The following is a 22,984-nucleotide window of genomic DNA, read 5'->3' on the forward strand; positions in this document are numbered from 1 at the left end:
AATATCAGAGTGGCCAATGCCCGAAGCTAAGAACTAGGCTCTTTCTAGATACTTTTCATTTTTTTATCAGTTCGATTGTTTTTACTTGACAAAGGGCTTTACATATCAGTTTTATAGTTTTGCTTGCCATTTATTGGCCCAAACATTCTCATTTGGCACACCATAGAAGTCATCTTTTCCTTCCAATTTATCAAGGAGGGATTCGATAGTATTTTTATTGTGATGGTAGGCATTGATAGCAGTTTTGACCATGGTAACATCGTGAAGATGGGTCGTATAGTTTAGTGAAACGAAAACGGTTGGAACTTCATGTACATACCAAGGAACTTCATTGGACATGGCCGTTTTCCACTGGATGCGGTAATTATTCTGCGCTCCATATCCAATGACATTGGCAACAGTCAAGGCTAAATCAACTTCTTCTCGGTATTGCAACGTTTTTCCTTTGATCCGAGTCGTACCATCATTGACGGTCACTTCATAACCACGCGCTTCCAAGGCAGCTTTAAGATTATCAACCACTTCTGTACTTGCTGCCATAATCCCTTCTTTTTCACCTTCTAGGTAATACAAACGGATTCTGCGATGGGTTTCTGGACTGATTGGAAGATTTTTCTGTGTATCTTTCAACAGCGTAATTGCCTTGTCTGCTGCCTCACGTTGCCAAGCCAAGTGTTCTTCACAGCCGATAATAGCCAATTCATCAGCTGATTTTAGCAAGGTTCCTTCCGCTTGCTTGATATGCAGATTGAGTTTGGCTTTCAGACCTAAAATGCGACGGAGAGCATCATGAAGTCTTTCCTCAGTAATCACTCCCTTGCGGTAGCCATTGAGCATAAATTCAAAATCTTCTTCTAAGTTATTGAAGAATAAGAACATATCACAACCCGCAGCAATGGCTGCAGGTACGTAGTCTTCACGACGCATGGCTGCTGTCATCCCCAACATGTGGCTGGCATCTGTTATAACCAAGCCATTGAATTCCAATTTTTCTTTCAATAAATCTTGGATCAATTCAGGAGCCAGTGTTGCAGGCAAAATATCTTCGTCCATCAAACTTGGATTCAGTTCTTTCTGGTAATATGGCAAGGCTATATGACCTGCCATAATCATCTCAACACCAGCTTCAATATGATGACGATAGACACGACCAAAACTATTGTCCCATTCTTCTGGAGAGAGTTCATTGACACCGAGGACTAGATGCTGATCACGTTCTTCTGTACCATCTCCTGGGAAATGCTTGATACATTGAATAACATCTCTTTCAGCAGTTAATCCTTCTAAATAGGCACTGGTATAGGCAATCACATCATCCGCATTTGTGCCGTAGGCTCTGGTATTGACAATCGTATTGCGCCAGTTCTGTACAATGTCCACGCACGGATCAAAGTTGACATTTACACCTAATGCAGTCTCCTCTCTCGCAGATACGAGACCTGCTAGGTAGGGAATACGAGGATCCCGACTGGCTTCCGATTGAGCACCTGAGGAAATATAGGTTCCGCCTTTCACAGCGCCATCTCCACCTGAGTCACAGTTCGCTGCAACCAAGAGAGGTACTTTTGAATAGCTTTGCAACTCGTTAATCAGTCCTTGTACCTGTTCTGGACTACCATTCATATAACGGGCTCCGCCTATATGGTATCGATTCATCAATTCCTGATTACTCAGATTATTTCCACTAAAGGCATCTCCTCCGAAGAAGAATAGATTGACAAACAATTGACCGATTTTTTCTTCATCAGTCAGATGATCCAAGGTATCTTCCACCCAAGAAATCTGCTCTTCATTCAAATAATAGGGTTTCTTCCGCAAATCAACTAATCTAGGCATGTTTTCCTCCTTATTTTCCGCGCCAAATCTGTGTATCTACCAAGCCACAGTAGGCATCAACAGGTGATACTCCTGTAAAGGCTGACTCTCCTGCTAGTTTGGCAACCAAGGCTTCTAATGTGACAGGCAAGCCATCGTAGGCATTGATATAGGTTGCAACCTGTGGCATATCTGCAAGTGCGAACGGGTGCTGAACAGAGACAACAATGGTTGGAATTTCGTGAACATAGAAAGGCTGGTCTGGTGTTCCCTTGGCAGCTGGCCAAATAATCCGCTGAGTTGTCCCTCCTGAGTTGACATCAACTAAATTGATAATCAAATCATAGTTATCTGTGATTTCGGCAATTGGACGCTTGGAAGCATAGACATTTGCAATCGCTGCTGGTCTTTCTTCTTCTGGCAATTTGGCAATCCGTGCTTCTGTATTTTCCCAGATAGATACTTGGTGGCCTCGAGCTTCTAATAGTTCTTTCAGCGTATCAGCTGCTCTCTTCTTGCCAGCATTGATCATGGCACCAAAACCACCCTTATAGCCATCTACTTCGACCAACAAAATACGTTTGTAGCGTTCTGGATTGACTGGGAAAATTCCTTCTTGTTTGGCTTTTACCAGGGTAATCGCCTTGTCAGCTACTTCTTTTGCAAGCTGTTTCGCCTCATCTCTACCAATCAAAGCCAGCGCTTCTTCTTTTGGAACCATGATTTCCTGACGACGACCTTCAAACAAGTGAAGACCGAGTTTAGCTTTCAAACCCAAGGTACGACGAAGGGCATCATGTAGACGTTCCTCAGAAAGCAGACCATTTTCCAATCCTTCTTTCATCCATTGCAAATCTTCTTCTGGATCGTTGAAGAAAAGGAAAAGATCACATCCTGCCTCAATAGCTGTAGGCAATAGCTCACGACGGGACATAGAAGCTGTCATACCGATCATATGACTGGCATCCGTGACAATGGCTCCATTGTAACCTAACTCTCCACGAAGCAACTCATCCAAGAGGGTTTTATTCAGCGAAGCTGGTAACATGTCATCCAATTCACGTTCTGGGTGCATTTCTTTCTCAACATTTGGCAAATGAATGTGCCCCGCCATGATACCTGGAAGACCTGCTTCAGCCATCTCACCGTAAATCCGTCCAAATGTTTCCATCCATTCAGACTTGGTCATGGGATTCGAAGCAAAAGAGAGATGATGGTCACGTTCATCAATACCATCGCCTGGGAAATGCTTAGCAAACGGCACAATGCCATGCTCCATAATGCCACGCATGTATTCTTTGGATAATTCAATGACTTGGTCTACATTAGCTCCCCAAGTTCGGTTTGCAATGATAGGATTGCGCCAATTACGACTGAGGTCCATAATCGGTGCAAAGGAGGCATTGCAACCTACTGCAGCTGCTTCAAGTCCTGCAACTTTCCCCATTTCATAAGCATAGCGGAGATCGGTTGTCGCAGCAATCTTGATTTCATCCCCAATTTTCGTTCCGTCCGTAACGGCGCCATTCCCACCAGATTCGGTATTGGCTGCAATCAAAAGGGGAATCTTAGACTTGGTCTGCAAAATATAGTTTTGCTCCCAAATATCTGCAGCAGGGCCAGGATTGTAACGAACAGCAGCAATCTTATAATCATTTAATACTCCAGTCAGATAGTCTTCCGTCCGCTGGCTCCCCATATTGACAAAGAGGTGACCGATTTTTTCATCCAAGGTCATCTGAGCAATGGTTTCTTCAATCCAAGAAATTGCCTCATCATCAAGGCTGTAAGGTTTCTTCCGTAAATCTACTAAATGTGTCATGTTTGCCTCCAAAAAAGCTAGAGGGCATAGCGCCTCTAGCCCTTCTCTCTAGTCGTCTAAATTATTCCAAAATGCCTGTGTCAATTCTGTTTCTTTCTCATCTGTGAATGCTTGATGAACAAAGTCATCTGCAATCGTTTCTGTCAAATCTGCCCAAGATTGCATCTCTCGTCCTACTAAAATAGGATAGAAATGGACAGCGTTCAATTCCGCCGCCTTCAAATCACCAGGCGAGTCACCAATCATCATAATCTTATCAGGACAATACCCTTCCTCTATTAACAGTTTGATGACATCTTCTTTCTTGCCACGGTCTTGACAATACAATTCTGTAACAAACTCCATCAACCCCTGGTCTGTCCACTCTTCTTCTACTGCTTCTTTATTAGCAGAAGAAACCACGTAGACTTTTCCTAACTGGCTCAATTTTTCCAAGCCCTTGTGAACGCCGATGAAGGCTAAAACAGGACCGCTATAATGCTTAATGGCTTGATTGACTTGAGTGGACCATTTTAAGGCTAATTCCAAGTCTTTTGACGGCTGCTCCTCTATTAATCTTTCCAGAGAAGCATTTGACAAAGAATCTGTTGTAGCAACCCAATTTTTCAAGTTATCTATACCAGTTACACCTGCAAATTCTAGACCTTTAACCAAGCCTACAAAGCGGTTAATACCACGTTCTCGTGAGTAGAGATTAACTCGGTTCCATTCAGTTAAAAATGGTTCTTTATCTTCAACACCAAAAACTTCCGCAGCCAAGGGGCCGAAAAAGAGTTTGTGTTTGTAGGTCATGGTGTCCATGGCGCAGCCATCAGAGTCCACACAAAATACGTAATCCGTTTTCATCATCAAACTCCTGAATAGGCTGAGAAACCACCGTCAATCGGTAAAACAACACCGTTGACAAAACTTGCCAAATTCTCGTCTGCCAAGAAGAAGACTCCGCCGACTAGCTCTTCCGCTTCACCAAACCGCCCCATCGGTGTATTGGTCAAGATCTTGTTGGCACGTGCGGTCGGTTGACCCGACTCGTCAAACAGCAAACCACGGTTTTGGTTGGTAACCAAGAATCCAGGCGCAATCGCATTGCAACGAATACCAACTTTTGAAAAATGAACTGCTAACCATTGGGTAAAATTACTAATAGCAGCCTTGGCACCTGAATAGGCTGGAATTTTTGTCAAAGGAGTAAAGGCATTCATGCTGGAAATATTGATAATATTTGCTCCCGAGCGACCGATCATATCCTGTGCAAAGACCTGTGTTGGCAATAAGGTTCCCAAATAGTTCAAATTGAATACAAAATTGATACCTGCCTCATCCAAGTCGAAGAAAGTCTTGGTCTCAGCTGGCAGTCCAATCTCATGGAATTCATTGTCCGTTGTCGCTTTGGGATTATTGCCTCCTGCACCATTGATTAATATATCTACAGGACCAAAATCTGCTAGGACTTGCTGGCGAACTTCTTCCAAATTTTCCTTAGAAAGAACGTTAGATTTATAGGCTTTTGCAACGCCTCCTGCTGCTTCAATCTCATCAACGAAGACCTGAGCCGCAGCTTCATTTAAGTCCAAAAGCGCAACCTTTGCGCCTGCCTTAGCAAATTCTTTTGCCAAATAGCCACAAAGAACACCACCTGCACCTGTAATAACAACAACCTTATCCTTAAACTCAATAACACGTGACATATTAGCTCTCCTTATTTCCAACTGTTTTGACTGTAATTCCAAAATCTGGTGTCTTACCCGCTGCTCGCATATTGGCTTCATAGAGACCGTTAAAGTAGGTTGCCCCAAGTGCACGGTCATACAGACCATAACCAGGTGTCTTGGTCTGGTCTCCCCAGATACGACGACCGTGGTCTGGACGTAAGGCGCCAGCCCAGTCATAGTCCACCAATAATTTAACAACAGCGTTCATATCAATGTCACCAGCCTGTGACAGATGTGCTGTTTCTTGGAAGCCCCAAGCACCTGCCGTCACATTGCGCGTATGCATAAAATTGATGCGATTGCGTTTGAGAGCGTATTCTGTCATGGCAAGGACATCATTTTTCGGATCAGAAGCATAGGATCCGACACACATGGTAATTCCATTGTACTCTGAATCATAGAGATTCAAAAATCGTTCAACGGCTTCTTGACCAGTAATAATACGTGGCAATCCGAAAATTCCATACGGAGGGTCATCAGGGTGAATGGCCATTTTGACGCCAGCCTCCTCAGCTGTTGGTAGAATTGCTTTGATAAAATACTCCAAATTCGCCCATAAATCTTCTTCGGAAATATTCTGACGATAATTTTCAATAATAGCCTTCATTTCTTCCTTGGAATAGGACGAATCCCAACCTGGTAAGTTCAAATCATCCGCCACAGGATCAACACCTGCCAAATCAGATTTAAGGAAAGCTAAAGAAGTTGAACCATCTGGAAGTGGGTGATGCAAGTCTGATCGTGTCCAGTCAAACACAGGCATGAAATTATAGCATACAACTGGAATACCTGCAGCCCCTACATTACGGATGGAAGTTTTATAGTTTTCAATTAACTCATCACGATTTGGCTTCCCTTGTTTGATGTCTTCATGAACAGGAATGGATTCAATAACCGTAATTTCAAGTCCTGCCTCTTCTACCATTTTTTTCAGCTCTAGAATGTTTTCAAGGGGCCAAGCTTGACCAACTGGCACATCATAGACAGCTGTCACAATTCCCTGCATACCAGGAATTGCCTTAATCTCTTCAAGTGTAACAGGATCCTTTTTCCCATACCATCGAAATGACATTTTCATGATTTACTCTCCTTTATTGTTCAAAAAATTCTTTGGCATTGTAATAGGATATGGCTTCTACAAACTGACCTAAACGATTGTAATCTTCAGGCACTTCTTCATCAACAATCCATTGTCCGACATAGGTCGCTAAAATCCGTCTAAAATAATCATGCCGTTGATAAGACAAAAAGCTACGCGAATCTGTCAACATACCAACGAAATTTGCAAGCATGCCCTGTTCTGCATAGGCATTCATCTGGTCAATCATGCCCAACTTGGTATCATTGAACCACCAACCAGCACCAAATTGTAGCTGACTACGAAGCCCTTCCTCATTGGACTGGAAATTCGCCAAAGTATTGGCTAGAGCAATGTTGTAACTTGGATTGAGATTGTACCAAATCATTTTTGGAAGGGCATTTTCCTTGACCAAGTTATCTAACAAACGATTCAAATTCACAGTCAGACATGTCTGGTCTCCAATTGAATCCACACCTGCATCTGCTCCAAGTTTTTCAAACAGTCCGGTATGGTTGTTCCGTAAGGCACCAAAGTGAACTTGTGTCACAAAACCATGTTTCTTGTACAATCGGCACAATTCTCTAAAGATGGCAGTCTGCCATTTATTGATACTTGATTGACCAGCCTCTTTACCTGCAAGTCTTGCTAGTAAAATATCATCAAGCTCTTCAAGGCTTGCTTCTTCGTATGAAATAGCCGTAAAACTGATATCACTTGCTCGGCAACCGTGTTGAGCAAAATAGGAAACACGCTGACCAAGTGCCTCTACAAAACTTACAAAGTCTCTTACTGCTATCCCTGTTACCTCCTCCAAGCGTTTCATAAATGGATTGAAATTTCGATGTTCTATAAAGGCTTCATCTGGGCGGAAAGTCGGTGCCACTACAGTATCTATAGTTGAGTCCTCAGCCAAGCGCTTATGCCATTCCAAGCTATCAAGAGGATGGTCAGTTGTCCCAATAAAGGTCACCCTAGCATCCGCAATCAGCTTCCGTGGACTAACTTGATGTTCTTGCAAATAAGCATTGAGCTGATGATAGAGTCGCTCTGCATTTTCTTCGGTCAACAATTCCTCAACACCGAAAACCTGTCGCAATTCCAAATGACTCCAATGATAGAGAGGATTTCCGAAAGCCCGTTCCAAGGTTCTTGCCCAGGCTTTAAACTTATCTAGTTTACTTGCTGAACCTGTGATTTCTTCTTCTGAGATACCATTAGCCCTCATCAAGCGCCACTTATAATGGTCACCCCCTAGCCACAGATCAACAATATCTTCATAAACCTTATCTTCAAAAATTTCCTTAGGATCCAAGTGGCAATGGAAATCATAGATTGGAAGCTCTGCTATTTTCCCGTAAAGCTCCCTAGCCGGCTCGTTTTTTAGCATAAAGTTTTTGTCATTAAAACTCATTTCATCCCTCCAAAGCTGCAACAAAACTGCGAGCAATCGTCGTTACACTTTCATAGCCTTCAGCCTGCACTCGACTTGCCAGAGCCGAACCGACTCCAACAGCACAAGCGCCTGCCTTCTTCCAATCTGCAACATTTTCAACCGATACGCCACCAGAAGGCATCAAATCCACTTGGGGCACCGGGCCGTGAATATCCTTGATAAATCCAGGACCCAAGACACCACCAGGGAAAAGCTTGATAATAGGACATCCCGCCTGACTAGCTGTGACAATCTCTGTTGCAGTTGCACAGCCTGGGAAGTAGAATACCTCAGCCTCTTGCACCAAGTCTTGAATTTCCCTATCAAAATGGGGACTAACCAGGAAACTAGCACCTGCATCAATGGCCGCTTGTGCGAGAGATGCATTCATTACTGTTCCTGCTCCAATGACTACGGAAGAATCATCTGAGAACTCCTCTTGTAACTCTTTGATAACTATCGCTGCATTTGGAGTCGAAAATGTAATTTCAATATTTCGAATACCTCCCAAAATCGCATGGCGAGCGATTTCTTTTGCATCTTCTTCATCTTTTCCGCGAATTACTGCGAAAAAGTAATTTTCTTTTAATTGCTCTAACATCTTGACCTCCAATTAGAAAGCGTTGTCATTTATAGATATAGTATATAATTCATCAGATGATTTGTCAAGAAAAATGCAAAAAAATACCCAGAAAATTATTCTGGGCAGTCTATTTTGTATTTCTATTTATGATCATTGAGACCATGCATGGTCATATCTTTACCAAACCACTCACTTAACACAACCTGTCTTACTGCTATAATATGCGCCAACATGCTATCATAGGCTGCAACAGGATGGCGTTGTTTGATAGCCATTAAGATATTCCTATGGGCCTGTAAACTATCCGATTTCATCTGACGATTTGAATAATTCTCATTGATTAGATGGATAGACTGGTTAATGACAGGCATGAGACTTGTCATAGCCAGATTCCCACTCATCTCAGCCAGCATACAGTGGAATTTCACATCCAATTCCAGATGCTTCGAATCTCCAGCAGCTACCGCCTCTTCAATAGCAAGGACAATTTCTTCTAGTCGAGCAATGTCTTCATCCGAGGCAAACTGTGCAACACGCTCCGCAATTCTCGGTTCAAGCAAATACCGCACTTCAAACAAATCTGTCGTCAACTTCACACGGTCTCTGACCAAAGAAAAACCTAAAGGATCCTCAGATACTCCTTTTTTGGAACTGATGTAAGTTCCTGACCCTTGGCGTACCTCCAGAATATTTCGAGTAGCCAAACTCCGAACAGCTTCACGAACAGTCGAACGGCCAACTTCTAAATCTTGGGCCAATTCATACTCATTTGGAAGTTTGTCACCAACTTCATATCCTCTTTCCAAAATCAATTCCAATAAGCGTTCTGATGCTTTTTCTACCAAGGGTTTCGCCATGTGCTTGGTCCTCCAATACAACTTTCTATTTGCTACTATTATAGCTCATTTCCTCTTATAATGGTAGTTTGGAATAACAGTCCAACGTTTCTTAATTTCTCTTACAATTTGCTTGGGTTGTCGATTCCGTGAAAATAATCCCTTATGATTTCCTTGAATGCGAATGATACCAACCGTGGTTTCAAAATCAGCAAAATTCCATACCTGCTCACCAACTAAATTAGGAATAGAATCAAAGATGCGATGGTTCATATCGTAGTAATCCACCTGAAATTCTTCCGTATAAGGAATATCCCACATCGAATGTAGGCCCGGCAAGGTGTCTGCACCATATTCTGTAATCAAAATCGGCTTGTCTGGATAAAGTTCCTGCCAAGTCTCTAATTCCTTACGAAGTCCCTTCTCTGCCGTCTTCAAGTCACCATGAGCAACATACCAGCCATAATAACGATTGAGACAGACAACATCGACCAAATCCATAACCTCATCCTTATCAGGCGTTGCTGTCATAATATTGACCAAGGTCACAGGACGCTTAGAAGGATCTCTATCCCTCATGCGCTGAATCAAAGGTTCAAAGTATGCACGTGCGCCTTTTTCATGCCCTGCCGGTTCATTGGCGACAACCCACATCACTACGGATGGGTGATTTTTGTCACGTGCTATCAATTCATCAATCACCAATTCATGAGCCTCCTTGGTTTGCATAACTTCCCAAGTGCTTTTTACCTCTTCAGAATCCCCTGTCAAATTCAAGGCTGCATTGAAAAGCTGGAACAGGCCAACTGCTGGCACTTCATCAAGGACGACGATTCCCAAACGGTCAGCCAGTCGCATCATTTCCTCTGAATAAGGATAATGCGATGTTCTAAAAGAATTGGCTCCAATATCTTTAAGCAAATTCAAATCCATCAGATTAGCTGCTTCATTGAAACCACGACCGTTGATGAAAGTATCTTCATGCTTCCCAAATCCCTTGAAATAGAACGGTTTTCCGTTGATGAAAAATTGCCCATTTTCAACTGCTACACTACGAATGCCGAATTGTTCTGAGTAGGTATCTAGCAAGTTTTTTCCGTCAACTAATTCAACTTTAGCAGTATAGAGATAGGCATCCAAGACCTCCCAAAGGTGTGGATGTTCAATGACCATTTGTCCATTTTCAAGAAGACCTACTTCCTGCCCCTCTTGATCTAAAATAGACATACGGATGGAATCGTGCTGCCCAACTGTCTTCACATCAACATTCACTACCGCCTGAGTCAAATCTTGATTTAGCTCCGTCCGAATAACAATATCCTCAATCCTATTTTGGGGACGTTTATAGAGATGTACGGTTCTCTGAATACCAGCATAGTTGAAAAAGTCAAAATTTTCCTTGACGGTCTTCACAATTTGACCATTCTCATCCACTTCTTCGCTATAATTCCCTACTGGAAGGGTTGTGTAATTCAACTCATTATTGGCACAAACCGTCAAACGGAATTGATCAGCGTCGTATAAGTTTGATGGAACCAAGCATTCAAAAGGGGTGAAACCACCCTTGTGCTCCCCGATTAACTGACCATCTGCATAAACTTTTGCCTGATGTGTCACCGAACCAAAGCGTACAACTAACTCTTCATCATCAGCTACTACTGGAAGAGCTACCATCAGTTCATACCAATTATCACCGACAAAATGACGCTTTGCTTTATCGACAACAACATCATTGAAAGAACTCGGTACAACCATTACTTCATCTGTATCTAACAGAGTATGAACATCATTGTTCCCTTGCTTAAATTTCCATATTCCATTTAAGGAATAGACTGAGCGAGTTTTTGTTTGAATTGGATACAACATACTTTTTCCTTCTTTCTATCGTTTTATTTCACGTGACCCTTTTTTCAATAGCAAATCAATATCTGATTGACTGATGACATTAATGTCCCCTTCAATGGTATGTTTGAATTGAAAACTAGCCATCCCCAAGTTGACTATTTCCTGTGGCGTTTTTTCCTGCAAATAACCCAAAATAATTCCTGCTGTAAAGGCATCCCCTGTCCCAACTCGGTCCAAAACTTGAATGGATTCTTTTTCTGTTTCATAAAGCATACCATCTTGATACAAGTATGCCTTCAGCAAATATTCATTATTGTAGGTCATTTCCCTCTGGGTAAAAGCAAGACCATGCAAAGAATAGTTCTCTGCTAAACCTTTAACAACCTTCAGCAAGGTATCCTTATCTTCATAAGGACGTACTAGCCCCAATTCATCCTTCATATCTTTACCAGATTCATTTAAAAGTTGAATCGGCTCTAGGCCAAAGCAGATATCCGCCAATTGCACAAATGGAGATAGTTTTTCCCTCGCTTCTTCAAAAGAAGACCACAAACTTTCGCGATAATTCAAGTCAAAGGAAACCTTTACACCCTGCTCCTTTGCTATCTCCATTAAGCGAAAGGCCAGTCGATAAATATCTGGATTCAAAGCGACCGTTATACCACTGACATGAAACCAATCGACACCGTCAAACATGCCTTCCAAATCATATTCTTCTTCCTTGGATAAGCTAAAGGCAGAATAATCACGGTCGTAGGTCACCTGACTAGGTCTGAGAGAGAAGCCCTTTTGATAATAATAAAGCCCCAGCCTTCCTTTTTTTCGAATCAGATGCTTCTGTCCAATCTGCCGGGCAAAGAGAAAGTGCTCTGCCATTTTCCCAACTTCATTTTCCGGAAGTGCCGTCACCAACTCAACTGAATGCCCCAACTGTGCTAAACTGGCCAAGACATTCAACTCTGAGCCACCAAATTGACATTCTAAACTAGATGCCTGTGTCAAAGTTTGATATTGAGGAGGAGATAGCCGTAATAAAACTTCTCCAAACGCTAATATTTTTTTCATACCGCCTCCTAGATGAAAGACCCAGCTGGAATCCTCCAACTAGGTCAGTTATTCGATATTAGTTACTTATCATCGTATTGGTCAACCTTATATTGAGTAACATCTACATAATCCATATCAGATAATGGAACATTTTTCGCGATTGCACGCACACGTTCCTCATCTTTTGCCGCCTTCATAACGTGGATTTTCTCTTGAATACGAGCCATTTCTTCACGATCAAGTTTGTAGAATTTCATCAAGAACAAGGATAGACTCAAAACTACTACTGGAATCACTGTCAATAGGACAATCAATGCCATTCTCAAATCTGTAGAGAAGGCTGTTTCAACGGTTGGGTATTCTTTGCCAAATCCAATAGCTGCTAATACAAAACCAACCACCATCGGAGCAAATGAAGAAGCAATTGAGTCCGTCAATGAGAAGATAGTCCCAATCATACCTGACAAGTAACGACCAGATACTGAAGTTTCATAGTCTGTAATATCTGCACCCATGGTCAATACTAAGCCAGATGGAGCACTAGATGCATAGCGTGCTACAATATAGACAACAAAGAATCCGATTGTATAGAAATTCCAATTTGTCAAATCCAACATTCCAGGTTCAGCAGAAAGAAGCATAACAGCAAGAATAATCAAACCTGTAATTCCCAGTTGAAGGGCCGTAATATAGGCAAAACGTAAACCTTTCCGACGAGCCAATTGCGCTGCACCAACTGTTACAAGAATACCTGGCAAAATCAAGAGCATAGACATTTTTCCAGAAAGAGCATAGTCACCGAAGATAATACCATACATCATAACCCCGATAACGGAATCTCCAAACAGTTGGGCAACAAATTTTACAAAAGCTGCAGAGATTGAAAGAACCTGCAAAGGTTTGTTTCCTTTGATGACTTTCCAGTAGTCTTTCAACTTAGTTTCTTGTGTCTTCTCACCAAGACCAAAGTATTTCTTATTGTCTTTTTCCCAAATACCGATAATAGCAAGAATACCCAGTACAGCTGAAATTATTACTACACCAAGGAATAACTCTTGGAAGAATCCCGGGGTAAACCCACCATGTTTTGGAACCAAGGTTCCTGACACGACCACTTGGCTACCTGTCATCAACACAGTTGTGGCGATACCATCAACAATGTTAAAAATCGGACGTTGCTTTGGATCATTAGTAAGAGCAACCTGACCAGCTTTTGTAATCGTTTGTTGCAATGAATAACCAATTTTATGAATAATTAAAACAACTAGGAACAATGGTAGGCGCAAATTTTCGCTAACTCCACTTAGGCCTAACATCATAAAAAGAGAAGTTGCTGTAATGATATTCCCCAAAACCAAGATAGGACGATATTTACCAAACTTAGTATCCGTTTTATCAATGATAACTCCAATTGTAGGATCAATAAATCCATCGAAGATACGAATATAGCCCATGAGCTGACTAACAAATAGCGCTGCTAAACCAAGTACCCCTGTCGATAAATAAGTCACGAAAGTAAAAGCAACCAAATAAATATTCGTCGATGAATTGTTCATCGCAAATAATATGATTTGCCATAATTTGGCTTTGTTATAAGTAACGTCTTCGACACGTTGCTCAACATGTTTTTCCATCGGAAAGTCCTCCTAAATTTTTCTACGACAAAGTCGTAAGCGTTTTCTATAACTATATTCTAATATTCATCAGATGATTTGTCAACTGTTTTTGTAAATGTTTTTAATTATACGCAAGAAAAAGACGATTTTACGTGAAAATCGTCTGATATATTTGATTTATCAAGAAGGAATTCATCTGATTATTTACTCATTCACCGTGATTTCACCACTATGGTAGTTAATGCTGAGCCCGCTCTGTACATTGGGAACAAATACATTGAACTCTAAGCTTCCATCGGATGATTTGGCTTCCAGATGGCTTCCGACTGGAATTAGATCATCATTTTCTGCATAGACCAGGGTGACACGGTAGCGGACTCGCTTGTTCTTGTCCAAAGCTTTTCGTACCAAAGTTTCAAAGTAATTCTGCCCTGTTGAGGTAGGGTCGTTGGCTTGGTTGGACCAGGCTGTCTGAACTGCGATGTTCTTAGGATTGCTGGTTGACGCATCAAAACCAGAAAGTCCGCCAATTAAAGCATAACCTAGAAGATGTCCACGATCAACAGCGTGATCATATTCACCTGGCAAATCATGAATTTGGTGCCAGCCAGCAGGTGTCCAAGATGTCCGACCATTACCAGTTGCCTCACGGTCCTTGTACTGCCTTGTCGACTTAGCTAGAAGAGCATTAGCGACTGTTGGTACCGTTTCTCCCTGGACTGTTTTTGTTTTTGTATCTGCATAAGGTGTATTGGAAACCGAGGCATCTAGATTAGTCTTGTTCCCATTGACAAGAAAAGCACCAGCTCCATTCCAGTCAATCGAATTGCCCAGTTGTTTTTTTACACTCTCTGTTAAAACAGAACTACCTAATTCCTCACTTGGGGTAGACTCACTTGCCTGCGATTGATTCACATAATACGAATAACTAGCTGTACTATTGCTACTCGAATTATTTAAAAAATAGCCTCCGCCTACTACAACAATAGTTGCTATCAAACTAAGCAGGCTCATGGCCTGTTTTTTTACATTCTTATTTGCCATATATCTCCCGTCAAAAAAGTAGGTCTAGCCTACTTTCCTGTAAATTTACTAATCAATTCTTGCCACTTAACTGGAGATAAGACTGCAAACATATTGTCTCCATCTCCAATAATTCCATATCCAACCATTAATCCTAAAGCAAAGACCAGTATTGCTATTAGGATAACAATAAATACGGATAAAAGATGTTTACCTACATAGCTCAGATTTTCCTTATCCATTTTCATCTTCTCCACTCACACGTTCAATTGTTGCACCTAAAGCAGCTAATTTTTCATGGAAACGATAATAGCCTCGGTCCAAATGGGTTAGTTTGCCAACAGTGGTTTCACCTTCAGCGACCAAACCAGCTAGAATCAAAGCGGCACTAGCTCGCAAGTCCGTTGACATGACTTGGGCTCCTTGCAGAGCTTGTCCTCCCGTGATGATAGCTGTATCTCGTAAAATTTCCGAATGCAAATCCATCCGACGCATTTCTTCTAAATGCTGGAAACGATTTTCGAATACCGTTTCAATCATGGTTGATTCACCCTTAGCTACGGCCATTAGGGCTGTAAATTGAGCCTGCATATCCGTTGGGAAGCCTGGGTGTGGTAAGGTTTTTACTGTTACAGGTTTGAGCTTGTCCACCTGTGAACGTACTCGAATCCCTTCAGCTTCTTCCGTCACCTCAACTCCCATTTCCAACATCTTAGAAATGAGTGGACGGTTGTGTTCCCAAACGGCATCCTTGACTAAGACATCACCACCAGTCATTGCCGCAGCTACCATAAAGGTCCCTGCTTCGATGCGGTCTTGGACAACTTGGTGTTCAGCTCCATGTAGTTGGTCCACACCAGTAATGGTAATGGTTTCTGTTCCTGCTCCCTTGACATTTGCCCCCATTTTGTTGAGGAAAATTGCCAGGTCAACGATTTCTGGTTCCCGCGCAGCATTTTCCAAAACAGTTGTACCCTGCGCAAGCGTTGCAGCCATCATCAAATTTTGCGTTGCCCCAACACTTGGGAAGTCCAGATAGATATGGGCTCCCTGCAAGTTCTCTGCACTTGCTTCAATATATCCAGCTCGTTGTTTAATTTTAGCCCCCATAGCTTGCAAACCTTTTAAGTGCAAGTCAATAGGACGACTACCAATTGTACAACCTCCTGGCATAGAAACCTTGGCATAGCCATTACGTGCCAAAATCGGACCAAGAATAACAATAGAAGCCCGCATCTGACTGACATATTTATATGGCGTTTCGTTGCCCAGTCGACCAGTCGCATCAATGTCAATGGACTTGGTATCTTCATCGAATTTAACTCGAACTCCCAAACCTCGAACCACATTGTTCATGGTATAAACATCCGAAAGAATTGGGACCTGAGTCAATTTGGTTTGTCCTTGACTTGCTAGGACAGTCGCTGCCAACAAAGGTAGAACAGCATTCTTAGCACCTTCAATTTCAACCTGACCCTTCAAGCCAGTTTTACTACCTGTAACAATAATTGTATCCATATATTACTCATTTCTATTTAAATATTCGCAAAGGAACGACCTACCACCAATAATTCCAAGAAGAATGTTGAAACCAAATATCCTAGAGCAATTGCTAGAAACAAGATTAGTAGGTTGATTTTGCGCTGATTTTCACCTGTTACTTTTAAAATCTTTGACCAATCAACTGTTGAAACTAACAGATGATAGTTCAAATAGATAAAAAGTAGGTGACTAAAAAATTGTAAAATTGAAATAACCATGTTCCCATTATACCACGAAATGCAAAAAAGGAACTGAACTAAGTTCAATCCCATTTTTAATGTTTACCTACTCGAATACGGTTAATAGCCCTTTGGAGTGCTACTGTGGCACGTTTTTCCAAATCTGCATTATGTGCGCTATGAGCCTCTTCAAGCTCTCTTTCTGCTCGCAATTTAGCACGTTCTGCACGGCTAATATCGATATCACGTTCACGCTCTGCCGAGTCCGAAATCACCGTAATCATATTCTTATTGATTTCAATAATCCCACCATTGACGGCAATCCAGTCCACGTGATTTTCATCATCAACACGGCGGACCTTCATTTCATCAATTTCCAAAACGGCAATCAATTCCTCATGTCCAGGATAGATTCCCATCTCTCCTTCAACTGTCTTTACCAAGACAAAGGCGGCATGGTGGTCATATTTCACTCCATCTGGCGTCACAATTTGAACAGTCATTTGTTCCATAAGCTACCTCTTAGAATCTCATTTTTGCAGCTTTTGCGACTACATCCTCAATTGAACCGACATTTCGAAAGGCATCTTCTGGCAGATGATCATGTTTACCATCCAAGATTTCCTTAAAGCCTCTCACCGTTTCAGCTACTGGCACATAGGAACCTGGCATACCTGTAAATTGCTCTGCAACGTTGAAGTTTTGAGATAGGAAGAATTGGATGCGACGAGCGCGACCAACCAAGGTCTTCTCTTCATCTGACAATTCATCCATACCGAGAATGGCAATAATGTCTTGCAATTCTTGGTAACGCTGAAGGACACGTTTCACTTCCATGGCCACTGCATAGTGTTCTTCTCCTACGATTTGTGGAGAAAGGGCACGAGATGAGGACGCCAATGGATCCACCGCAGGATAGATACCCAGCTGGGTCAACTTACGCTCCAAGTTGGTTGTAGAATCCAAGTGAGCGAAGGCAGTCGCTGGGGCAGGGTCAGTATAGTCATCCGCAGGCACGTAAATAGCCTGAATGGATGTAACCGAACCCTTCTTGGTTGAGGTAATTCGCTCCTGTAATTGACCCATCTCCGTCGCAAGTGTTGGCTGGTAACCAACGGCTGATGGCATACGCCCCAAGAGGGCAGACACTTCTGAACCAGCTTGCGTGAAACGGAAGATGTTATCGATGAACAGAAGAACGTCCTGACCTTCTACATCACGGAAGTATTCCGCAATGGTCAAACCAGTAAGAGCAACACGCATACGGGCTCCTGGTGGCTCATTCATCTGACCAAATACCATGGCCGTTTTTTCAATAACACCTGATTCTTTCATTTCCCAGTAAAGGTCATTTCCTTCACGGGTACGCTCGCCAACTCCGGTAAATACAGAGATACCACCGTGTTCTTGGGCAATATTGTGAATCAATTCTTGGATAAGGACGGTTTTACCAACACCGGCACCACCGAAGAGACCAACCTTACCACCTTTTAGGTAGGGAGCTAGGAGGTCGATAACCTTAATCCCGGTTTCCAAAATTTCGCTTGAAGTAGATAATTCGTCAAAAGCTGGAGCTTTCTTATGAATTGGCTCGCGTTCAAAATCAGCTGGGAAAGGCTCATCAAGGTCAATGGTATCTCCCAAGACGTTGAAGACACGACCCAGAGTTTCCTTACCGACTGGAACGGAGATTGGGCGACCCGTGTCAAGGACCTCCATCCCCCGAGTCAATCCATCTGTTGATTCCATGGCAATGGTCCGAACAACGCCATCACCAAGTTCCAAAGCAACTTCAAGCACAACTTTTTGCTTGGAATCATCATTTTTGTATACAACGAGTGCGTTGTTAATCTCAGGAAGTTTATCTTCTGCTGCAAACGCAACGTCTACAACTGGTCCGACAACCTGAGTAATTTTGCCTGAACTCATTCTATTTCCTCTATTTCTATTACTCAAGGGCTGAGGCACCTGCTACAATCTCAGTAATTTCCTGAGTGATAGCTGCCTGACGAGCCCTATTGTATTGAATTGTCAAATCATCAATGACATTCTTAGCATTATCCGTTGCTGTCTGCATGGCCGTCATACCAGCCGCATTTTCAGCAGTTTTGGCATCCAAAATCGCTCCGTAAATAGTTGACTCTGCATACTGCGTCAAGAGTTGCTCCAGAATGACTTCACGGTTTGGTTCCAATTCAAAAGTGGCTGTATAACCATCTGCTTCATTATGGTCCAAATCCTCAACAGGAAGCATCTGTTGTACACGCACCTGACTGGTCAAACTATTGACATGGTGGTTATAACAAACATACAACTCATCAAAGAGTTCATTCTTGTACATCTCAACTGACTTAGAAATGATTTTTTGAACCTCTTCAAAACTTGGATTGTCTGCTAAACCACGCAATTCAAAGACAGGATTGATACCACGGGCACGGAAAAAATCTGCTCCCATGCTACCAATGGCAATAATTTCATACTCATCTTTTGAGTCATGGTCCTGTTCAATCATGCCCATTACAGCTTTCAAAATACTGGAATTATATGAACCTTTTAATCCACTGTCCGATGTAATGACAATGTAGCCTGATTTTTGAACTGGACGACGAATCAGCATTGGATTGCTTGTATCTGAAGCCATCAATTCTCCACGCAAGAGGTCCGTTGTAATCTGACGAACCTTGCTAGCGTAGATCTGAAAGGATTGCGCTAATTGCTCAGATTTGGCTAGTTTAGAAGCCGAAACCATCTGCATGGCACCGGTGATTTGACTGGTTTTCTTAGTAGATGCAATTTTTGATTTGATTTCATTGAGAGAACCTGCCATTATTCACTCCTTTACTTAAAGACAGACTGGTCTTTGAAGGCTTGAATAGCAGCATTCAACTCATCTGTATCGGGAAGGTCTTTCGTCGTACGAATCACATCCAAAAGACTATCGTAGTGCAAATCAAAATAAGCGTACAATTCTTCTTCAAATGCCAAGATATCATCAATCGGCACTGAATCAAGATAGCCATTTGTCAATGCATACAAAATCAAAACTTGTTTTTCAACTGGAAGTGGCTTATGCAATGGCTGTTTCAAGACTTCCACAGTTCGACGACCGCGGTTGAGTTTTGCCTGAGTTGCCGCATCCAAATCTGAACCGAATTGTGTAAAGGCCTCTAATTCACGATAAGAAGCTAAGTCGATACGAAGGGTACCTGCAACCTTTTTCATGGCCTTAATCTGTGCAGAGCCACCTACACGTGATACAGAAGAACCCGCATCAATGGCTGGACGGATACCTGAGTTGAACAAATCGTCCTTCAAGAAGATTTGTCCATCCGTGATCGAAATCACGTTGGTCGCGATGTAGGCTGAAATATCACCTGCCTGTGTTTCGATAAATGGTAGAGCTGTAATGGAGCCACCGCCCAATTCATCTGAAACCTTGGCTGAACGCTCTAGCAAACGACTGTGCAAGTAGAATACATCACCTGGGTAAGCTTCACGACCTGGAGGACGACGAAGCAAGAGAGATAATTCACGGTAAGCTACCGCTTGTTTTGACAAATCATCGTAAACAATCAAGACGTGTTTGCCTTCATACATGAACTCTTCTGCCATCGCAACACCAGCATAAGGAGCCAAAAATAGCAATGGAGACGGTTGTGAAGCTGACGCCGTCACGACGATTGTATAATCCAAGGCGCCATATTGGCGAAGGGTTTCTACCTGCGTACGAACTGTTGATTCCTTCTGACCAATAGCCACATAGATACAAATCATGTCTTGGCCTTTTTGGTTGAGAATGGCATCGATAGCTACAGATGTCTTCCCTGTCTGACGGTCACCGATAATCAATTCACGCTGTCCACGACCAATCGGAACCAAAGCATCAATCGCCTTAAGACCAGTTTGAAGCGGTTCATTAACCGACTTACGTTGCATAACACCTGGCGCTGGGTACTCGATTGGACGAGTCTTACTAGTACGAATCTCACCAAGACCATCCACAGGTTGACCAAGTGGGTTGATGACACGACCAATCAAGGCTGAACCAACAGGTACTTCCATGATTTTTCCAGTACGTCGTACCACTGAACCCTCACGAATATCTGTAAATTCACCAAGAATAATAATACCAACATCGTTGGTTTCTAAGTTTTGGGCCATACCAATGGTGCCATTTTCAAATACCAAAAGCTCTCCACTCATGGCATTGTCAAGACCTTGCGCACGGGCGATACCGTCACCAATGTAGGTTACGACACCAGTTTCTGTATAGTCAAAGTCAGGCTGAAAGCCTTCAATTTGTTGTTTTAGTAAAGCGCTAATTTCTTGTGCATTAATCAAAAGAACACCACTTTCTATTTTTTAAAGTTTTTTTCTAACGTCCTTCAACTGAGTTCGAACGCTTGCATCGATTACCTTGTGGTTGACAGTAACGACAAATCCGCCAAGTAAACTTGGGTCCAATTCTTCAGAGATGTTACGAACACGTAGGGCAAATCGTTCTTCAACCACTTGACGAAGACGTTCTTTTTGTACTTCAGTCAAAGGGTAAACAGAAACCACATGGGCTTCAAATTCATTTTTAAATTTACTGATCTGTAGGCGGACACGCTCTAGTGTTTCAAGTAACAAGTCTGCATGACCATCACGAATAATATCCTCAATCAAATCGTTGATTTGCCAGAAACTTGATTGACGAACAGTCCTTACAAATGCAGCCTTTTCTTCTCTTGATACCGTAGCAGACAGCAAGAGACGATTGAGCTTACTATCATGGATAATAGAAATCAATTCAGAAATTTGGTCATACATATCCCAAATTTCTGCATGATCACTAACTTTTTCAACAAATGATAGAGCATATTTTTGCACGATGGCATTTTCTCTAGCGTTCATCTATTTGTCTCCTAGTTTGTCCAAATAACGATCAATTAAGTTACTATGAGCCTGCTGGTCCAAATCTTCCAAGATAATTTTACCTGCCAAGTCAACCGCTAATTCGGCAACTTGAACACGCAAGTTTTCTTGAGCTTCACGTTTTTCAGCATCAATTTCCATTTGAGCTTTTTGCTTCAAAGCTTGAATCTCAACTTCTGCTTGCTCTAGAACGCGTTTTTTCTCCAATTTAGCACGTTCAACAGCATCTTGGATGATTTTTTGACCTTCAATACGACCCTTAGCCAATTCATCCTCTCGTTGTTGTACGAGGTCAGATGCAGCTGTCAGCTTTTCTTCTGCTGCATCAATATCATTTGCAATCTTATTGGCACGCTCTTCAAAAATACCCGTAATGCGATCCCAAGCAAATAGTCGGATTAGTCCAATCAAAATTGCAAAAGAAGCCGTTACCAAGATAAAGTTTCCAAGAATGGTACTAGATTGCATTGTAATAGTTGTTACCATAGTTGTCTTTCCCTTTCTTACTCACTATGACCATGGATTTTTTTATTCAAGTACATGGATACCAGCATGACAAATACATAGCCTTGCAAACATGAAATGAAGACAGAAAAAGCTGTCCAAACAATGTTAAGAGCAAATGCGATTGGATAGGCCACTGCACTTTGTTGTGATAATTGAAGAAGAAGTGAAACCAAGACCTCACCAGCGTAGATATTACCATACAAACGTAAAGCAAGTGAAACCAGGTTTGTAACCTCTTCTAGAATGTTCATTGGTGTCATTGCCCATGGTGTCACAAAATCTTTTAGATATTGCTTAAACCCTCTACGACGAATCCCCTCAACATGACAAAACACAGTTGCAATTGTTGCCAAACCAAAATCATAAGCCATATTAGCTGTTGGAGAAGTCCATAAATTATGGCCGTCCGACGTTTCCAATTTGGTCATCAAACCCAGGTTGTTTGCCACTATTAGGAAGGTAAAAACAGTGAAGAAAAACAAGGCATACCTTTTAGCATCTTCATCACCTAAGTTTCCTTTTGTGAAATTAATGGTTAATTCGTAGACGTACTCTAGGACATTTTGTTTGCCCTTTGGTTTGAGTTCCATCTTGCGACTAGCCCAAAAAACAAGTGAAAAAATAACTAAAATGGTAATGACAGAAACCAGTACCATGGTCAAATCAAAAGTTATAGGACCTAGGGTAAGTGTTGGACTTAAATGTTCTTCCAATGGAGTTACACCCCTTTTCTAATTCTCTTTTGAGATACTAACCCAATACAAATGCCATCGCCAAAGTAACGAAGAAAGTTCCTTCAATAAAGGCAACACCCAAGAATACACCAGCCATCAACTTGCTTTGCATTTCAGGTTGACGTGCAGTTGAACTAAGGTAAGAAGCTACCAACAAACCCTCACCAATACTAACACCAAGACAGGCCAAACCTAAGGCCAATGCGCCTAACTTCATAACGAATTCTCCTTTAAAATTTTAATACCTTGATAGCATACTCCTATTATATGCTTTTGTCAAGAAAAGACCACTA

The 22,984-nt window shown here is 42.1% G+C and carries 23 protein-coding genes; all 23 read right to left on the reverse strand.

The genetic code is table 11. The features are described from left to right. Positions 1-111: 111 nt before the first annotated feature. Positions 112-1,836: a glycoside hydrolase family 3 protein gene (locus tag C1E99_RS04450; RefSeq protein WP_105160972.1), complete on the reverse strand. Its 1,725-nt coding sequence runs from the start codon at positions 1,834-1,836 to the stop codon at positions 112-114. A 10-nt stretch (positions 1,837-1,846) separates the two neighbouring features. Continuing rightward, positions 1,847-3,637 carry a glycoside hydrolase family 3 protein gene (locus C1E99_RS04455; protein WP_105160973.1) on the reverse strand — a complete coding sequence of 597 codons (1,791 nt, stop codon included), beginning with the start codon at positions 3,635-3,637 and terminating at the stop codon, positions 1,847-1,849. 48 nt (positions 3,638-3,685) lie between these two features. Beyond that, a complete protein-coding gene (locus C1E99_RS04460; protein ID WP_105206718.1) occupies positions 3,686-4,486 on the reverse strand; it encodes an HAD family hydrolase in 801 nt (266 codons plus the stop codon). Next, complete coding sequence (locus C1E99_RS04465) at positions 4,486-5,325, reverse strand: SDR family oxidoreductase (RefSeq protein WP_105206719.1); 840 nt, start codon at positions 5,323-5,325, stop codon at positions 4,486-4,488. Before C1E99_RS04465 ends, C1E99_RS04460 begins: the two co-directional genes overlap by 1 nt. Position 5,326: 1 nt before the next feature. Further along, entirely contained in the window at positions 5,327-6,427 is a 1,101-nt protein-coding gene (locus C1E99_RS04470) for a mannonate dehydratase (protein WP_105206720.1), read from the reverse strand. Positions 6,428-6,440: 13 nt separating this feature from the next. Next, positions 6,441-7,841 (reverse strand): glucuronate isomerase, encoded by a 1,401-nt coding sequence (uxaC, locus tag C1E99_RS04475; protein WP_105206721.1) that lies wholly within the window; start codon positions 7,839-7,841, stop codon positions 6,441-6,443. Between the two features lies 1 nt (position 7,842). Further along, on the reverse strand, positions 7,843-8,463 hold the full coding sequence (locus tag C1E99_RS04480; protein WP_105206722.1) for a bifunctional 4-hydroxy-2-oxoglutarate aldolase/2-dehydro-3-deoxy-phosphogluconate aldolase: 621 nt from the start codon (positions 8,461-8,463) through the stop codon (positions 7,843-7,845). A 122-nt stretch (positions 8,464-8,585) separates the two neighbouring features. Continuing rightward, entirely contained in the window at positions 8,586-9,302 is a 717-nt protein-coding gene (locus C1E99_RS04485; RefSeq protein WP_105206723.1) for a FadR/GntR family transcriptional regulator, read from the reverse strand. Positions 9,303-9,347: 45 nt separating this feature from the next. Continuing rightward, entirely contained in the window at positions 9,348-11,147 is a 1,800-nt protein-coding gene (gene uidA, locus C1E99_RS04490) for a beta-glucuronidase (protein ID WP_105206724.1), read from the reverse strand. Positions 11,148-11,162: 15 nt separating this feature from the next. After that, the gene (locus tag C1E99_RS04495; protein ID WP_105206725.1) at positions 11,163-12,191 is read right to left on the reverse strand and encodes a sugar kinase; all 1,029 of its coding nucleotides are present in this window, start codon (positions 12,189-12,191) and stop codon (positions 11,163-11,165) included. 62 nt (positions 12,192-12,253) lie between these two features. Beyond that, entirely contained in the window at positions 12,254-13,807 is a 1,554-nt protein-coding gene (locus tag C1E99_RS04500) for an MFS transporter (protein ID WP_105206726.1), read from the reverse strand. Between the two features lie 186 nt (positions 13,808-13,993). Next, on the reverse strand, positions 13,994-14,833 hold the full coding sequence (locus C1E99_RS04505; RefSeq protein WP_105206727.1) for a DNA/RNA non-specific endonuclease: 840 nt from the start codon (positions 14,831-14,833) through the stop codon (positions 13,994-13,996). A 29-nt stretch (positions 14,834-14,862) separates the two neighbouring features. Further along, entirely contained in the window at positions 14,863-15,054 is a 192-nt protein-coding gene (locus C1E99_RS04510) for a DNA-directed RNA polymerase subunit beta (RefSeq protein ID WP_105106446.1), read from the reverse strand. Further along, complete coding sequence (murA, locus tag C1E99_RS04515) at positions 15,047-16,330, reverse strand: UDP-N-acetylglucosamine 1-carboxyvinyltransferase (RefSeq protein WP_105206728.1); 1,284 nt, start codon at positions 16,328-16,330, stop codon at positions 15,047-15,049. Before murA ends, C1E99_RS04510 begins: the two co-directional genes overlap by 8 nt. 17 nt (positions 16,331-16,347) lie before the next feature. After that, positions 16,348-16,572, reverse strand: a complete 225-nt coding sequence (locus tag C1E99_RS04520; RefSeq protein ID WP_105206745.1) for a DUF1146 family protein — start codon at positions 16,570-16,572, stop codon at positions 16,348-16,350. Between the two features lie 56 nt (positions 16,573-16,628). Further along, a complete protein-coding gene (locus tag C1E99_RS04525; RefSeq protein WP_105109688.1) occupies positions 16,629-17,045 on the reverse strand; it encodes a F0F1 ATP synthase subunit epsilon in 417 nt (138 codons plus the stop codon). Positions 17,046-17,055: 10 nt separating this feature from the next. Further along, positions 17,056-18,462: a F0F1 ATP synthase subunit beta gene (atpD, locus tag C1E99_RS04530; protein ID WP_105109687.1), complete on the reverse strand. Its 1,407-nt coding sequence runs from the start codon at positions 18,460-18,462 to the stop codon at positions 17,056-17,058. A 19-nt stretch (positions 18,463-18,481) separates the two neighbouring features. Next, positions 18,482-19,360 carry a F0F1 ATP synthase subunit gamma gene (locus C1E99_RS04535; protein WP_105206729.1) on the reverse strand — a complete coding sequence of 293 codons (879 nt, stop codon included), beginning with the start codon at positions 19,358-19,360 and terminating at the stop codon, positions 18,482-18,484. 11 nt (positions 19,361-19,371) lie between these two features. Beyond that, on the reverse strand, positions 19,372-20,892 hold the full coding sequence (atpA, locus tag C1E99_RS04540) for a F0F1 ATP synthase subunit alpha (protein ID WP_161951148.1): 1,521 nt from the start codon (positions 20,890-20,892) through the stop codon (positions 19,372-19,374). A 3-nt stretch (positions 20,893-20,895) separates the two neighbouring features. Beyond that, a complete protein-coding gene (locus C1E99_RS04545; RefSeq protein ID WP_105206731.1) occupies positions 20,896-21,429 on the reverse strand; it encodes a F0F1 ATP synthase subunit delta in 534 nt (177 codons plus the stop codon). Beyond that, positions 21,430-21,936 carry a F0F1 ATP synthase subunit B gene (gene atpF, locus C1E99_RS04550; protein WP_105206732.1) on the reverse strand — a complete coding sequence of 169 codons (507 nt, stop codon included), beginning with the start codon at positions 21,934-21,936 and terminating at the stop codon, positions 21,430-21,432. It abuts the gene before it with no gap. A 17-nt stretch (positions 21,937-21,953) separates the two neighbouring features. After that, complete coding sequence (gene atpB / locus C1E99_RS04555; RefSeq protein WP_105206733.1) at positions 21,954-22,670, reverse strand: F0F1 ATP synthase subunit A; 717 nt, start codon at positions 22,668-22,670, stop codon at positions 21,954-21,956. A gap of 37 nt (positions 22,671-22,707) precedes the next feature. Then, on the reverse strand, positions 22,708-22,908 hold the full coding sequence (locus C1E99_RS04560; protein WP_105106455.1) for a F0F1 ATP synthase subunit C: 201 nt from the start codon (positions 22,906-22,908) through the stop codon (positions 22,708-22,710). Positions 22,909-22,984: the final 76 nt, after the last annotated feature.

The organism is Streptococcus suis (assembly GCF_002964045.1).
GTDB classification, from domain to species: Bacteria; Bacillota; Bacilli; order Lactobacillales; family Streptococcaceae; genus Streptococcus; species Streptococcus suis_U.